This window comes from Microbacterium helvum (assembly GCF_014779795.1).
Taxonomy (GTDB): domain Bacteria; phylum Actinomycetota; class Actinomycetes; order Actinomycetales; family Microbacteriaceae; genus Microbacterium; species Microbacterium helvum.
In genome coordinates this window covers 419,488-433,387 of the sequence record NZ_JACXZS010000002.1, presented here as the reverse complement: position 1 = coordinate 433,387, position 13,900 = coordinate 419,488, and the positions used below count along the sequence as shown (strand labels likewise).

14 protein-coding genes are annotated in these 13,900 nt (G+C 69.8%); 12 read left to right on the top strand and 2 right to left on the bottom strand.

Features of this window, described 5'->3' with window-relative positions; translation table 11 throughout:
- Positions 1 to 118: 118 nt before the first annotated feature.
- The 8 genes from hrcA to era all read left to right on the top strand — a co-directional run bounded on the left by hrcA (position 119) and on the right by era (position 7,324).
- A complete protein-coding gene (gene hrcA, locus IF188_RS05175; protein WP_191170704.1) occupies positions 119 to 1,159 on the top strand; it encodes a heat-inducible transcriptional repressor HrcA in 1,041 nt (346 codons plus the stop codon).
- Positions 1,160 to 1,208: 49 nt separating this feature from the next.
- Positions 1,209 to 2,324, top strand: a complete 1,116-nt coding sequence (gene dnaJ / locus IF188_RS05170; RefSeq protein WP_191170703.1) for a molecular chaperone DnaJ — start codon at positions 1,209 to 1,211, stop codon at positions 2,322 to 2,324.
- Between the two features lie 3 nt (positions 2,325 to 2,327).
- The gene (locus IF188_RS05165) at positions 2,328 to 3,065 is read left to right on the top strand and encodes a 16S rRNA (uracil(1498)-N(3))-methyltransferase (RefSeq protein ID WP_191170702.1); all 738 of its coding nucleotides are present in this window, start codon (positions 2,328 to 2,330) and stop codon (positions 3,063 to 3,065) included.
- 61 nt (positions 3,066 to 3,126) lie between these two features.
- Positions 3,127 to 3,474 (top strand): HIT domain-containing protein, encoded by a 348-nt coding sequence (locus IF188_RS05160; RefSeq protein WP_191170701.1) that lies wholly within the window; start codon positions 3,127 to 3,129, stop codon positions 3,472 to 3,474.
- Positions 3,452 to 4,564, top strand: coding sequence for a PhoH family protein (locus IF188_RS05155; protein ID WP_191170700.1), 1,113 nt, complete (start codon positions 3,452 to 3,454; stop codon positions 4,562 to 4,564). The genes IF188_RS05160 and IF188_RS05155 overlap by 23 nt, the downstream gene beginning before the upstream one ends.
- Positions 4,561 to 5,031 (top strand): rRNA maturation RNase YbeY, encoded by a 471-nt coding sequence (gene ybeY, locus IF188_RS05150; RefSeq protein WP_191170699.1) that lies wholly within the window; start codon positions 4,561 to 4,563, stop codon positions 5,029 to 5,031. Before IF188_RS05155 ends, ybeY begins: the two co-directional genes overlap by 4 nt.
- On the top strand, positions 5,028 to 6,380 hold the full coding sequence (locus IF188_RS05145; protein ID WP_191170698.1) for a hemolysin family protein: 1,353 nt from the start codon (positions 5,028 to 5,030) through the stop codon (positions 6,378 to 6,380). The genes ybeY and IF188_RS05145 overlap by 4 nt, the downstream gene beginning before the upstream one ends.
- Positions 6,377 to 7,324 (top strand): GTPase Era, encoded by a 948-nt coding sequence (gene era, locus IF188_RS05140; RefSeq protein ID WP_191170697.1) that lies wholly within the window; start codon positions 6,377 to 6,379, stop codon positions 7,322 to 7,324. Before IF188_RS05145 ends, era begins: the two co-directional genes overlap by 4 nt.
- Positions 7,325 to 7,331: 7 nt before the next feature.
- Here the strand turns inward: era and IF188_RS05135 are convergent, their stop codons facing one another.
- Positions 7,332 to 7,979 carry a hypothetical protein gene (locus tag IF188_RS05135; RefSeq protein ID WP_191170696.1) on the bottom strand — a complete coding sequence of 216 codons (648 nt, stop codon included), beginning with the start codon at positions 7,977 to 7,979 and terminating at the stop codon, positions 7,332 to 7,334.
- Between the two features lie 253 nt (positions 7,980 to 8,232).
- Here IF188_RS05135 and leuA point away from each other — a divergent pair, with 253 nt between their 5' ends.
- Positions 8,233 to 9,993 carry a 2-isopropylmalate synthase gene (leuA, locus tag IF188_RS05130; protein WP_191170695.1) on the top strand — a complete coding sequence of 587 codons (1,761 nt, stop codon included), beginning with the start codon at positions 8,233 to 8,235 and terminating at the stop codon, positions 9,991 to 9,993.
- A 70-nt stretch (positions 9,994 to 10,063) separates the two neighbouring features.
- On the opposite strand, the gene IF188_RS05125 is transcribed toward leuA, so the two are convergent.
- Positions 10,064 to 10,750 (bottom strand): trimeric intracellular cation channel family protein, encoded by a 687-nt coding sequence (locus IF188_RS05125; protein WP_191170694.1) that lies wholly within the window; start codon positions 10,748 to 10,750, stop codon positions 10,064 to 10,066.
- A 76-nt stretch (positions 10,751 to 10,826) separates the two neighbouring features.
- Between IF188_RS05125 and recO the strand changes: the two genes are divergently transcribed.
- The 3 genes from recO to IF188_RS05110 all read left to right on the top strand — a co-directional run bounded on the left by recO (position 10,827) and on the right by IF188_RS05110 (position 13,894).
- The gene (gene recO / locus IF188_RS05120; RefSeq protein WP_191170693.1) at positions 10,827 to 11,570 is read left to right on the top strand and encodes a DNA repair protein RecO; all 744 of its coding nucleotides are present in this window, start codon (positions 10,827 to 10,829) and stop codon (positions 11,568 to 11,570) included.
- On the top strand, positions 11,567 to 12,379 hold the full coding sequence (locus tag IF188_RS05115) for an isoprenyl transferase (RefSeq protein WP_191170692.1): 813 nt from the start codon (positions 11,567 to 11,569) through the stop codon (positions 12,377 to 12,379). Before recO ends, IF188_RS05115 begins: the two co-directional genes overlap by 4 nt.
- Positions 12,380 to 12,499: 120 nt before the next feature.
- Positions 12,500 to 13,894 (top strand): glutamate decarboxylase, encoded by a 1,395-nt coding sequence (locus tag IF188_RS05110; RefSeq protein ID WP_191170691.1) that lies wholly within the window; start codon positions 12,500 to 12,502, stop codon positions 13,892 to 13,894.
- The last annotated feature ends 6 nt before the right edge of the window (positions 13,895 to 13,900 follow it).

The window sequence follows — 13,900 nt, the reverse complement described above, 5'->3', positions numbered from 1 at the left end:
TGCCGGGTCCGACTCGCGCGCCGCGGTCAGCGATCGCACGATGCCGATCGGATAGAATTGGCACTCAAGACATGCGAGTGCCAGGTGCATGGCGCCCACGGCGCGTTGAGGAGGCGGGATGGTCAGCGAACGGGGTCTGCAGGTGCTGCAGGCGATCGTGCAGGACTACGTCGACACGCGCGAACCGGTCGGCAGCAAGGCGATCGTGGAGCGGCACGCGTTCGGCGTCTCGGCCGCCACGATCCGCAACGACATGGCGCTCCTCGAGGATGAGGATCTGATCGCCGCGCCGCACACGTCCTCGGGCCGGGTGCCCACAGACAAGGGGTACCGCGTCTTCGTCGACCATCTGACGGAGCTGCGTCCCCTCAGCACCGGTCAGCGGGCCGCGATCGCCTCGTTCCTCGACGGCTCGGGCGACCTCGACGACGTGCTGGTGCGCACCGTGCGCGCACTCACGCAGCTGACCGGCCAGGTCGCGATCGTGCAGTACCCGTCGTTCGCTCGCGCCCACGTGACCCACGTCGAGCTCGTGCAGCTCGGCGGCGGCCGCATGCTCGTCATCGTCGTGACCGACACCGGGCGCGTATCGCAGCGCCTCACGTTCGTCGGCGACGAGTTCGACGACGTCGACCTCGCTCGCATCCGCGCCGAGCTCGGCACGCTGCTGGTGGGCCGCCCGGTCCGCGACGGCCTGCAGCGCATCGCCGACCGATTGGCAGCGGCCCCCGCGCAGGCTCCTGCCCATGTGCGCGCCACGGACGAGATCGTGCGCGCCGTCGCCGAAGAGCTCGAAGAGTTCCGGCAGGACAAGCTGGTGATGGCCGGCAGCGCCAACCTCGCGCGCCGAGAGGCAGACTTCCGCGGCAGCATCTACCCGCTGCTGGAGGCCATCGAAGAGCAGGTGACGCTGCTGCGCCTCATGGGCGAGATGGTCGCCGACGAGCAGGGTCTCGCCGCGAGCATCGGCCGCGAGAACGAGCCCTTCGGGCTGGCCGAGGCATCCGTCGTCGCCAGCGACTACGACGCGACGGGCTCGCGCGCCCGCGTCGGCGTGCTGGGGCCGACGCGCATGGACTATCCCACGAACCTCGCGGCGGTCCGTGCCGTCGCGCGCTATCTCACGCGCATGCTCGAGCAGGACGACTCCTCCCGCTGAAGCGCACGCAGACACGATCCCGCGGCCCGGCCGCGGCAGGAAGGCGAAAGTGGCTGACCACTACGAGGTCCTCGGCGTCTCACGCGACGCCACCCCCGACGAGATCAAGAAGGCCTATCGGCGCCTCGCGCGCCAGCTGCACCCGGACGTGAACCCGGGTGAAGAGGCATCCGAGAAGTTCAAGCTCGTGACGCACGCGTACGACGTCCTGAGCGATCCCGAGCAGCGCGCGCGATACGACATGGGCGGGGGCGATTCGCCGTTCGGCGGAGGCACGGGCGGCTTCGGCGGCTTCGGTGACATCTTCGAGACGTTCTTCGGCGCGGCGGGGGGCTCGCGCGGCGGACGGCCGCGGTCGCGTCGTGAGCGCGGCCAGGACGCCCTGGTCCGGGTGACCCTCGACCTCGGCGACGTCGTGTTCGGCGTCCACCGCGACATCGAGGTCGACACGGCAGTGACGTGTGAGACCTGCGAGGGCTCGTGCTGCCAGCCCGGCACCACGCCGGTCACGTGCGACATCTGCCACGGCACCGGTCACGTGCAGCGCCAGGTGCGGAGCCTCCTCGGCAACGTCGTCACCACCCAGCCGTGCAACGTCTGCCAGGGCTACGGCACGACCATCCCGTACCCGTGCGCCACGTGCCAGGGCCAGGGACGCGTCCGCTCGCGCCGCACGGTGTCGCTCGACATCCCGGCCGGCGTCGAGACCGGCCTGCGCCTGCAGCTGCCGGGCTCGGGCGAGGTCGGCCCGGCCGGCGGACCCAACGGCGACCTCTACATCGAGGTGACGGTGACGCCCCACGAGGTCTTCAGCCGCGACGGCGACGACCTGCTCGCGACGCTGGAGGTGTCGATGCCCGACGCGATCCTCGGCACGACCACCACCATCGAATCGCTGGACGGCCCGGTCGATCTCGAGGTGCGTCCCGGGGTGCAGGCCGGCGACATCCTGACGATCAAGGGCCGAGGCATCACGCCGCTGCGCGGATCGCAGCGCGGCGACCTCAAGGTGGGGGTCCACGTCGTCACCCCGACGCGGCTGGACCACAAGGAGCGCGCCCTCATCGAGGAGTTCGCGAAGCGCACCAAGGCACCCGCCCCCAAGCTCGCCGAGTTCCATCAGGGACTGTTCGCCAAGCTGCGCGATCGCTTCCGGAACGGCTGATCCATGGCGCTGCACTTCGTCGTCGACGAACCCCTCGCGGCCGGACCGGGCGACACGGTGACGCTGGCGGGTGCCGAGGCGCATCACGCCGCCACGGTCCGGCGCGTGCGCGTCGGCGAGGAGGTCACCCTCGGCGACGGCCGGGGCGCGTGGCTGACCGGTCGCGTCGCGTCGGTCGCGCCGCGTGAGGTGGTCGTCGCCGTCGAGGAGCGAGAGGATGCTGCCGCCCCGAGCCCGCGCGTCGTGCTGGTGCAGGCGCTCGCGAAGGGCGACCGCGACGAGCTGGCCGTGCAGGCGGCGACCGAGCTGGGCATCGACGAGATCGTGCCGTGGCAGGCCGCGCGCAGCGTCTCGCGGTGGGATGCGGCGAAGGCCGCCAAGGGCCGGGCGCGCTGGGCGGCGATCGCCCGCGAGGCCGCCAAGCAGGCGCACCGGGCGTGGCTGCCCGAGGTCTCGGACGTCGTCACCACGACGCTCCTCGCGCAGCGGGCCGCGGCATCCATCGTCCTCGTCCTGGAGCCGACCGCTGTGGACGCGCTCAGCGCGATCGACCTCGACCCGGCCGGTGAGCGCGACATCCTCCTGGTCGTGGGGCCCGAAGGCGGGATCGCTCCCGACGAGCTGGAGGCGCTGGCCGGTGCCGGCGCGCGCCTGGTGCGATTGGGCGAGACGGTGCTGCGCACCTCGACGGCCGGGCCCGCCGCCCTCGCGGTGGTCAGCACCCGGCTGGGACGCTGGTGAGCCGACCAGGCAGCATCCGGTCCCTGAGCCTGTCGAAGGGTCGCGTCGCTAGACTTGGCGCATGAGCGAACCCTCGATCTTCACCCGCATTCTGAACGGCGAGATCCCCGCCGAATTCGTCGGGGAGACCGAGAACGCGGTGGCGATCAAAGACATCGCTCCGAAGGCGCCCGTGCACGTCCTCGTGTTCCCGCGTACGCAGGAGTACCGCAACGTCGTCGAGCTCGCCGCCGCCGATCCGGCACTGCTGACCGAGGTCGTCGGGCTCGCCAACACCGTCGCCGCCGAGCTGTCGGACGGCGACTTCCGCCTCGTATTCAACACCGGCCCCGACGCGGGCCAGACCGTCTTCCACGTGCACGCCCACGTGCTGGCAGGCGGACTCGATGAGAAGAGCCTCGGTGCCTGATCACCCCTCAGAGAACTCCATCACCGACCGGGTCTACGCCGACGGCGTGGCGATGGTGCAGCTGCTCGGCCCGCAGGACCGGCTCCTGCGCGTCGTCGAGAAGGAGCACCCCGGCGTCGACGTGCACGTGCGCGGCAACGAGATCACCCTCACGGGGGATGCCGACGCCGTCGCCGCGGCGCGCTCTCTCGTCGATGAGCTGCTTGCGATGACCAGAGCGGGGCACGCGCTCGGCGAGTCCGATGTGACGTCGTCCAACCGCATCCTGCGCACGACCGCCGACGGCGGTCCGCGACCGTCCGAAGTGCTGGGCGAGGCGATCCTCTCGTCGCGAGGCCGTGTGATCCGCCCGAAGACGCTCGGGCAGAAGGCCTACGTCGACGCCATCGAAGAGAGCACGATCGTGTTCGGGATCGGGCCGGCCGGCACCGGGAAGACATACCTGGCGATGGCCAAGGCCGTGCAGGCGCTGCAGCGCAAAGAGGTCGAGCGGATCATCCTGACGCGTCCGGCGGTCGAAGCGGGGGAGCGGCTCGGATTCCTGCCCGGCACGCTCACCGACAAGATCGACCCGTACCTGCGGCCGCTGTACGACGCGCTCAACGAGATGATGGATCCCGAGATCGTCCCGAAGCTCATGGCGACGGGCACGATCGAGGTCGCTCCTCTGGCGTATATGCGCGGGCGCACGCTCAACAACTCGTTCGTCGTCCTCGACGAGGCGCAGAACACCACGCCCGAGCAGATGAAGATGTTCCTCACGCGACTCGGCTTCGGCACCCGGATGGTCGTCACCGGCGACATCACGCAGGTGGACCTGCCACAGGGCGCGTCGGGCCTGCGGCTCGTGACACGTGTGCTGAAGGACATCGACGACATCCACTTCGCCTACCTCACCAGCGACGACGTCGTGCGCCACAGCCTCGTGGGCCGCATCGTCGACGCGTACAGCGAGTACGACGAGCTGCGCCTGGCCGCCCGTCGCGAGCGTGACGAGGCATCCGAGTTCGCCAACCGCGCCGAGCGGCGCGCGGGGATCCCGCGCTCCGGCGGCCCCCGTGACCACCTTCCGAAGCGAGGACGCTCATGACCATCGAGATCGGCAACGAGTCCGGTATCGCCGTCGACGAGACGGTGCTGCTGCGTCTGATGGAGCACAACCTCGCGGAGCTGCACGTCAGCCCCGACGCCGACGTGGCGATCCTGCTCGTCGATGAGGGCGCCATGGAGGCGCTGCACGTGCAGTGGATGGACGAGCCCGGTCCGACCGACGTGCTGAGCTTCCCGATGGACGAACTGCGCCCCGGCACCGAGGACATGCCCACGCCCGCCGGACTGCTCGGCGACATCGTGCTGTGCCCGCAGGTCGCCGAGACGCAGGCGGTCGCGGCGAAGCACTCGACGCTCGACGAGCTCATCCTGCTCACGACGCACGGGCTGCTGCACCTGCTCGGGTTCGACCACGCCGAGCCGGAGGAGGAGCGCGAGATGTTCGGTCTCCAGCGCGAGCTCATCGCGTCGTTCCAGGCGTCCGAACGCCGACGACCGCGCGCATGACCGCAGCACTCCTCCTCGTCGCCGCGGCGCTGCTGCTCGCCTTCGGCGCGCTCATGGTCGCGATCGACGCCGCGCTGGGCGTCACCTCGCGTGCCGACCTCGCCGAGCTCGGCGCGGGCGGGCGCAACGCCCCCGCGCTGCAGCGGATCGCCGCCGACCCCGAGGCGCACAGCAACGCGGTGCTGTTCATCCGCGTTCTGGCGGAGACGACCGCCGCCGTCCTCGTCACCGTCGCCTTCACCCTGCTCTTCTCGAACATCTGGTGGGCCATGCTCGCGGCAGCGGTGCTCATGACCGGCGTGTCGTACGTGGTCGTGGGCGCCAGTCCGCGCACCGTCGGGCGCCTGCACGCGAAGGGACTTCTGCGCAGCGCGGCCCCGGTGATCCGTGGCGTGCGGATCATCCTCGGCCCGCTCGCCCACGGCCTCGTCGCCCTGGGGACGCGCATCACGCCCGGCGGGTCGCGCGGGTCGACGTTCGCGTCCGAGGAGCAGCTGCTCAGCATCATCGACGAGGCGGCCGAGAACGAGCTCATCGAGCAGGACGACCGCGAGCTGATCCACTCGGTCTTCGACTTCACCGACACGTTCGTGCGCGCCGTCATGGTGCCGCGCACCGACATGGTGACGGTGGATGCCTCGACCTCGACCCGTGAGGCGATGACGATCTTCCTCGAGAAGGGCGTGTCCCGCGTGCCCATCGTCGACGACGACGCAGATGACGTCGTGGGCGTGCTCTACCTCAAGGATCTCGTGCAGTTCGGGTTCCGTGACGAGAGCGGCTGGCGGGATGCGCCGATCGCACGCATCGCGCGACCGGCGGTCTTCGTGCCCGAGTCGATGAAGGCGGAGACTCTGCTGCAGCAGATGAAGCGCGACGCCGTGCACGTGTGCCTCGTGGTGGACGAGTACGGCGGGGTCTCGGGGCTCGTGACGCTCGAGGACCTCATCGAGGAGCTCGTCGGCGACATCTCGGACGAGTACGACCCCCGCGCCGAGGAGGTCACCGAGCTGGAGCCCGGCCATTACCGCGTGAGCGCGCGCCTGGGTCTCGACGAGGTGGGGGACCTGTTCGGCCTGGAGCTCGAGGACGAGGACGTCGACTCGATCGGGGGCCTGCTCGGCAAGGCGCTGGGGCGCGTCCCGCAGCCGGGAGCGACGGCCGAGTACGCGGGCCTGATCCTGACCGGAGGCGCGTCGCGGGGTCGAGGTCGCGGGATCTCGACGGTGTTCGTCGAGCGGGGCGACCCCGCCACCGATCTGAGCCGGTCGCCGCGCACCGGCGAGATCCGCATCGTGAATCCGCGCACCGGAGAGATCCGGCTGCCGAAGAAAGAGGAGACGCCATGAGCGAGTCCCCGTCCACCCCCGACCCCGATGCGCGGACCGCGGTCCCGGAGCCTGCCGAAGGGCGTTCCGGGTTCGTCACGTTCGTCGGACGGCCGAACGTCGGCAAGTCGACGCTGACCAACGCGCTGGTCGGCGAGAAGGTCGCCATCACCAGCGACAAGCCGCAGACGACGCGCCGCGCGATCCGCGGCATCCTGAACCGTCCCGGCGGGCAGCTCGTGATCGTCGACACGCCCGGTCTGCACAAGCCGCGCACGCTGCTCGGGCAACGGCTCAACGACCTCGTCGAACAGGTGCTGGGCGACGTCGACGTCATCGGGTTCTGCGTGCCGGCGACCGAGAAGGTCGGCCCGGGCGATCGACGCATCGCCGAGTCCCTCGACGGCTACAACCGCGCCAAGAAGGTCGCGATCGTCACCAAGACCGACGCCGCGTCGCGCGACCAGATCACCGAGCGCCTCATGGAGGTCGACAGCCTGCGCGAGGACTGGGCCGCGGTGATCCCGCTGTCCGCTCTGACCCGCGATCAGCTCGATGTGCTGAGCGATGAGCTGCTGGCGCTCATGCCGGTCGGCCCCGCTCTCTACCCGGACGATGTCGTGACGGACGAGTCGACCGAGGACCGCATCGCGGAGATCATCCGCGAGGCCGCGCTGGAGGGGGTGCGCGACGAGCTGCCGCACTCGATCGCCGTCACGATCGACGATGTCGCCGAACGCGAAGACGGCGGCCTCACCGACGTCTACGCGAACATCGTCGTCGAGCGCGACAGCCAGAAGGCCATCATCATCGGACACAAGGGCTCTCGTCTGCGCGATGTCGGCACGCGGGCGCGGGCGCAGATCGAGCCTCTGCTCGGCACGAAGGTGTTCCTCAAGCTCCACGTGCGCGTCGCCAAGGAGTGGCAGCGCGACCCGAAGCAGCTCGGCCGGCTCGGGTTCTGACGGCCGCTCAGCCGTCCATGTCGCGGATGGCCGAACGGATGATGACGACCTGGTCGCCGTACTCTGCGTCCGCGGCGTCCTGCCAGGTGCCGTCGTCCCACACCACGTCCACCCAGAGCCAGCCGTCCTGCGGCGTGGAACCGAGGTATGAGTCCCCGAGCCGATCCGGAAGCTCATCCTGGATCGCCGCGAGCGTGGCGGCGTCGCCGGTTCCGGGTTCGCCGCCCGTCGGGTCGGGCAGCGCGATGGGGTCGTACAGCGCGAGCTGCACGGGCGGCCGTGTCGCGGTGAACGTGCCGCCGTCGTACGTGCCGCGCACGGCATACGCGCCCCACGTCGTCTCGCCGGACGTCGTGGCGCCGTCGACGCCGTCCCAGGACCAGCCCGCGAGGGGGATGCCGGAACACTGCGGCGGAGCGGACTCGGCGACCGGCCCGAGGCAGAGCTGAGCGGCGCCGCCGACCTCCAGCACCGTGCCGGTCGCGGTGACCTCGCCCTCGGGCGGAGCCGGCGTGACAGCGCCGAGAGATGCGGTCGCATCGCCGGATGCGGCCGGACCGCCGGAGGCGGGCGCGGCGGACGCGCACGCGGTCAGTGCGAGCAGGACGAAGGCGCCGGCGGCGACGATGCCGGACGATCTGGAGAGACGTCTCATATCCCACATGTGTCGGCGCCGCCGGGATCGTCTCAGAACGGCGGGTGCGGCATCCTTTCCCGGTCCCGGTTCGCGTTCACGTCGATCACGGGTGTACCCTGAGGCCATGCGCTTCGGCGGGCTCCTTCTTCTTAGCCGCCGCGACGAGACCTCGTTCTAGGGCCTTCCTCGTCGCGGAGCTTTTCGTTGGCCCGCATCATCAGGCATCGCCTGGCCCTTCGCGGCCGCGACAACGAAGAGAAGCGACGACATCATGAAGAACACCCAGAAGCCCTCGGCCATGCCGGTTCACAAGTACCGGCCCTTCCACGAGCAGATCCGGGTGGATCTGCCCGACCGCACCTGGCCCGACCAGCGCATCACGGTCGCGCCCCGCTGGTGCGCCGTCGACCTGCGCGACGGCAACCAGGCGCTCATCGACCCGATGAGCCCCGAGCGCAAGCGCATCATGTTCGATCTGCTCGTGCAGATGGGCTACAAAGAGATCGAGGTCGGCTTCCCTTCGGCGAGCCAGACCGACTTCGACTTCGTGCGCCAGCTGATCGAAGAGGACCTGATCCCGGACGACGTCACGATCCAGGTCCTGACGCAGGCGCGCGAGCACCTGATCGAGCGCACGTACGAGGCGATCGCGGGTGCCAAGCAGGCGATCGTGCACCTGTACAACTCGACGAGCGTCCTGCAGCGCGAGGTCGTCTTCCGCACCGACGAGCAGGGCATCATCGACATCGCCCTCGAGGGCGCGCGCCTGTGCCGCGAGTTCGAGAAGCGCATCCCCGAGACCCGGGTCTTCTACGAGTACTCGCCTGAGAGCTACACCGGCACCGAGCTCGAGTTCGCGCTGGACGTGTGCAACCAGGTCATCGAGATCTTCGAGCCGACGCCCGACCGCAAGGTCATCATCAACCTGCCTGCGACCGTCGAGATGGCGACGCCGAACGTCTACGCCGACTCGATCGAGTGGATGAGCCGGCGTCTCGCCCACCGCCAGAACGTCATCCTGTCGCTGCACCCGCACAACGACCGCGGCACGGCGATCGCGGCCGCCGAACTCGGCTACATGGCGGGGGCCGACCGCATCGAGGGCTGCCTGTTCGGCAACGGCGAGCGCACCGGAAACGTCGACCTCGTCGCACTGGGCATCAACCTGCTGACGCAGGGCATCGACCCGCAGATCGACTTCAGCGACGTCGACCAGATCAAGCGCACCGTCGAGTACTGCAACCAGCTGCCGGTGCACGAGCGCAGCCCGTGGGCCGGCGACCTGGTGTTCACCGCGTTCAGCGGTTCGCACCAGGACGCCATCAAGAAGGGCTTCGAGGCGATGGAGGCGCGCGCGGCCGAGGCCGGCGTCACCGTCGACGAGATCGAGTGGGCGGTGCCGTACCTGCCCATCGACCCGAAGGACCTGGGCCGCTCGTACGAGGCCGTCATCCGCGTCAACTCGCAGTCCGGCAAGGGCGGCGTCGCGTACCTGCTGAAGACCGACCACTCCCTCGACCTGCCGCGCAAGCTGCAGATCGACTTCTCGGGCGTCGTGCAGGCCAAGACCGACGCCGAGGGCGGCGAGATCACGAGCGACCAGATCTGGAAGATCTTCACCGACGAGTACCTGCCCTCCGAGGTCGCCGACGAGCGCTGGGGCCGCTTCGAGCTCCTGGCCACCAGCACCCGCAGCGACCTGTCCGGCGATGTCGCGCTCGACATCACTCTGCGCGACGGCGACGAGCGGCGCGAGGAGTCGGGCCGGGGCAACGGCCCGGTAGCCGCGTTCCTCGAGATCGTCCGGGCACAGGGCTTCGAGGTGACGCTGTACGACTACGTCGAGCACGCGCTCAGCGCCGGCGGCGACGCGCAGGCGGCCGCCTACATCGAACTCCAGGTCGACGGTGAGCGCCTGTGGGGCGTCGGCATCGACTCAGACATCTCGACCGCATCGCTCAAGGCGATCGTGTCGGGCGTGAACCGCGCCATCCGCACGCGGGAGCGCTCAGAAGCCCTCGCGGGCGTCTGAGCGCTGACCGTCGACGGGTGTGCGCGGGCGATCCCCGCGCGCACCCGTCGGTGTTCTTCGGGTGGATGCCTCAGGGCTTGACGATCGGGATCGTCGAGGTCTCCACCGCCACCTTGCGGCGATAGAGCGCGCGCTGCTCGGGCAGCGAGATGTCGAAGATGACCGCGAGCAGGCGGATGACGGCGGTGACCACGATGCCGATGATCGCGGCGACCACGATGTTGACCCCCAGTTCGTGGGCGGACGCGAGGACGAGGCATCCGACGCCGGCGGCGACGGCGTAGAGCGACCCGACGTGCATGATGGCGACGGGCAGTCCCATGATCATGTCGCGCAGGATCCCGCCGCCGACGGCCGAGCACACGCCGACGAACACCGCCGGTACCAGCGGCAGCCCGAGGACGAGCGCCTTGCTCGTGCCGAACGCGCCGAACAGGCCGATCACGAGGGCGTCGAGGCCGACGATCACAGCGTTCAGCCGCTGGAACACGCCGGCCAGCAGCATGCCGAACAGCGCCGCGCCGGTGGCTGTCAGCAGGTACCAGTTGCTCTGCAGGGTCGTCGGCGAGACGTTCAGCAGCAGGTCGCGGATGAGTCCGCCGCCCATGCCGACCACGACGCCGATGATGGCGACCCCCAGCATGTCGAGTCGCCGCTCGCCGCGGAATCCCGAGGCGAACAGGGCGCCTTGGATGCCGCCGAGGCCGACGGCGGTGAGGTCCGCCCACAGCGGAATCACGAAGACCGGCTCGTTCACCCCTCCATTGTCGCGGTACGGGGCACCCGACGGCGGGCCGACCCGGCGATGATCCCCGTGCGGCGATAATGGCAGGGTGCCCACCTACCGCGATGAAGTCGTGGTCCTGCGCACCCACAAGCTGGGCGAGGCCGACAGGATCGTGACGATGCTCAGCCGTCGTCACGGCAAGGTGCGAGCCGTCGCCAAGGGCGTGCGCCGCACGTCGTCGCGGTTCGGCGCGCGCCTGGAGCCGTTCATGGTCGCCGACGTCCAGCTGTACGAAGGGCGCTCGCTCGACATCGTGCAGCAGGCCGAGTCGCTCGGGTCCTACGGGGCCGACATCGTCGCGCATTACGACCGGTACACGTCCGCCCACGCGATGGTCGAAGCCGCCGACCGGCTCAACGAGGCCGAGGCGACGCCGCAGCAGTATCTGCTTCTCGTGGGCGGCCTGCGCGCGCTCTCGCGCGGCGAGCACGCGGCGCGCAGCGTCCTGGACTCGTATCTGCTTCGGGCGATGGCGCTGTCGGGCTGGGCGCCCGGTCTCGGCGAGTGTGCCCGGTGCGGCCGCACCGGCCCGCACGACACGTTCGTCGCGCAGCAGGGCGGCATCGTGTGCCGCGACTGCGCCCCGGTCGGTGCGGCGCGCGTCGACGCTGCCACCGTATCGCTGCTGCAGTCGCTCATGGCGGGGGAGTGGGAGGCGGTGGATGCCGCAGCCCCGGGTTCGACGGCGGCAGCGTCGGGCCTCATCGCCGCATATGCCCAGTGGCATCTGGAGCGCGGCATCCGCTCCCTCTCGCACGTCTCCGCAGCTCCATCGGAAGGCCCCAGGTGACCCCGAAGCCCTACACGCACCGCGACGCGGTGCCGTACCGTCCGCTCGACTGGACGGGGGTGTACCCGCCCGAATATCCGAAGGGCGCCGTGCCGAACCACGTCGCGATCGTCATGGACGGCAACGGGCGCTGGGCGAACCGCCGCGGCCTGACCCGCATCGAAGGGCACAAGGCGGGTGAGGCGGCGCTGCTCGACGTCGTCGCCGGAGCGATCCAGGCGGGCGTGAAGCACCTGTCGGTGTACGCCTTCTCGACCGAGAACTGGTCTCGCTCGCCCGACGAGGTGCGCTTCCTCATGGGCTACAACCGCGATGTGCTGCACCGTCGGCGCGACCAGCTCAACGAGTGGGGCGTGCGGATCCAGTGGGCCGGTCGCAAGCCGCGGCTGTGGGGCTCGGTGATCAAGGAGCTGCAGTTCGCCGAGCGCCTCACCGCCGGCAACGACGTGCTGACGCTCACGATGTGCGTCAACTACGGCGGCCGCGTCGAGCTCGTCGATGCCATGCGCTCGATCGCCGACGACGTCGCGGCCGGGCGGCTCAAGCCGTCCGCCGTGTCGGAGAAACTGATCCAGCGCCGGCTCTATCAGCCCGGGATGCCGGACGTCGACCTGTTCCTCCGCTCCAGCGGCGAGCAGCGCACCTCGAACTTCCTGCTGTGGGAGTCGGCCTACGCCGAGTTCGTGTTCCTCGACACGCTGTGGCCCGACTTCACCCGGGCCGATCTGTGGCACGGCATCGATCTGTACCTGGGCCGTGACCGCCGGTTCGGCGGCGCCGTCGACACTCCGCGCGCCGACGACGCCTGAGCCCCGACTCACAATCACACCGTCTGGGTGATGCCGTCCCGCGTGCCGCGGGATAGAACTGCGTTGAGGCGTCAGCCCCTCTCTGCGAGACCGACCGGGCGGCCGGGACAGGAGCCAGCGATGTTGCACAAGCGCGATTCGATCCGTGACGAGATGCTCGACGAGATCTACTCGTCATCCGATCTGGCGAACTCGTTGCCGAAGTACCGCATGCCGGAACGTGAACAGCTGCCGCGGCACGCCTATCGCGTCATCTCGGACGAACTGATGATGGACGGCAACTCCCGCCAGAACCTCGCGACCTTCTGCCAGACCTGGCTCGAACCCGAGGTCCTGCTCATCATGGCCGAGACGCTCGACAAGAACATGGTCGACAAGGACGAGTATCCCCAGACTGCCGCGATCGAGGAGCGGTGCGTGCACATCCTCGCCGATCTGTGGAACTCGCCGGATGCCGCGAACACGCTGGGCACGTCGACGACCGGGTCCAGCGAGGCGGCGATGCTCGGCGGCATGGCGCTGCTGTGGAACTGGCGCGCGCGCCGCCGCGCGGCGGGGCTGCCCATCGACAAGCCCAACATCATCACCGGCCCGGTGCAGGTGTGCTGGCACAAGTTCGCCCGGTACTGGGACGTCGAGCTTCGCGAGATCCCCATGGAGGGCGACCGGTTCCTGATGACGCCCGAGCAGGTGATGAAGCGGGTCGACGAGAACACGATCGGCGTGGTCCCGACGCTGGGTGTGACCTTCACGGGCGGGTACGAGCCGGTGCAGGCCGTGAGCGATGCGCTCGACGCCCACCAGGCCGAGACAGGCCTGGACGTCCCCATCCACGTCGACGGTGCCAGCGGCGGGTTCCTCGCGCCGTTCACGGCGCCCGAGATCGTGTGGGACTTCCGCCTGCCTCGCGTGAAGTCGATCAACACGTCCGGGCACAAGTTCGGGCTCGCTCCGCTCGGCGTCGGCTGGATCGTCTGGCGCGACGCCGAGGACCTGCCTCAAGAGCTCGTCTTCGACGTGAACTATCTCGGCGGCAACATGCCCACCTTCGCTCTGAACTTCTCACGCCCGGGTGGCCAGATCGTCGCGCAGTACTACAACTTCGTGCGACTCGGACGAGAGGGCTACCGCAAGGTCCACCAGTCCTGCTACGACACCGCGATGTACCTCGCCGACGAGATCGGCAAGCTCGAGCACTTCGACATCATCAACGACGGCAGCCCGCAGGCAGGCATCCCCGCCGTGTCGTGGAAGCTGAAGGAGGGGGTCGAGCATCCGTTCACGCTGTTCGACCTCGCCGACCGGCTGCGAGCCCGCGGCTGGCAGGTGCCGGCCTACACGATGCCCCCGGACCGCGAGGATCTCGCGATCCAGCGGATCCTCGTGCGCGTCGGGTTCGGCCGGGATGAGGCATCCCTCCTCATGGACGACTACCGCGCCGCGATCGAGCACTTCGACAGGCACCCGATCACGGTGCCCATGAGCGAGGAAGAGGCCGGGTCCTTCCACCACTGAGCGGAG

Excerpts from the sequence above, each read along its gene's own strand:
- leuA (WP_191170695.1), top strand. The coding sequence starts at position 8,233 with ATGAAGAACACCCAGAAGCCCTCGGCCATGCCGGTTCACAAGTACCGG.
- era (WP_191170697.1), top strand. The coding sequence starts at position 6,377 with ATGAGCGAGTCCCCGTCCACCCCCGACCCCGATGCGCGGACCGCGGTC.
- hrcA (WP_191170704.1), top strand. The coding sequence starts at position 119 with ATGGTCAGCGAACGGGGTCTGCAGGTGCTGCAGGCGATCGTGCAGGAC.
- IF188_RS05110 (WP_191170691.1), top strand. The coding sequence starts at position 12,500 with ATGTTGCACAAGCGCGATTCGATCCGTGACGAGATGCTCGACGAGATC.
- IF188_RS05165 (WP_191170702.1), top strand. The coding sequence starts at position 2,328 with ATGGCGCTGCACTTCGTCGTCGACGAACCCCTCGCGGCCGGACCGGGC.
- IF188_RS05160 (WP_191170701.1), top strand. The coding sequence starts at position 3,127 with ATGAGCGAACCCTCGATCTTCACCCGCATTCTGAACGGCGAGATCCCC.
- IF188_RS05145 (WP_191170698.1), top strand. The coding sequence starts at position 5,028 with ATGACCGCAGCACTCCTCCTCGTCGCCGCGGCGCTGCTGCTCGCCTTC.
- IF188_RS05155 (WP_191170700.1), top strand. The coding sequence starts at position 3,452 with ATGAGAAGAGCCTCGGTGCCTGATCACCCCTCAGAGAACTCCATCACC.
- IF188_RS05135 (WP_191170696.1), bottom strand. The coding sequence starts at position 7,979 with ATGAGACGTCTCTCCAGATCGTCCGGCATCGTCGCCGCCGGCGCCTTC.
- ybeY (WP_191170699.1), top strand. The coding sequence starts at position 4,561 with ATGACCATCGAGATCGGCAACGAGTCCGGTATCGCCGTCGACGAGACG.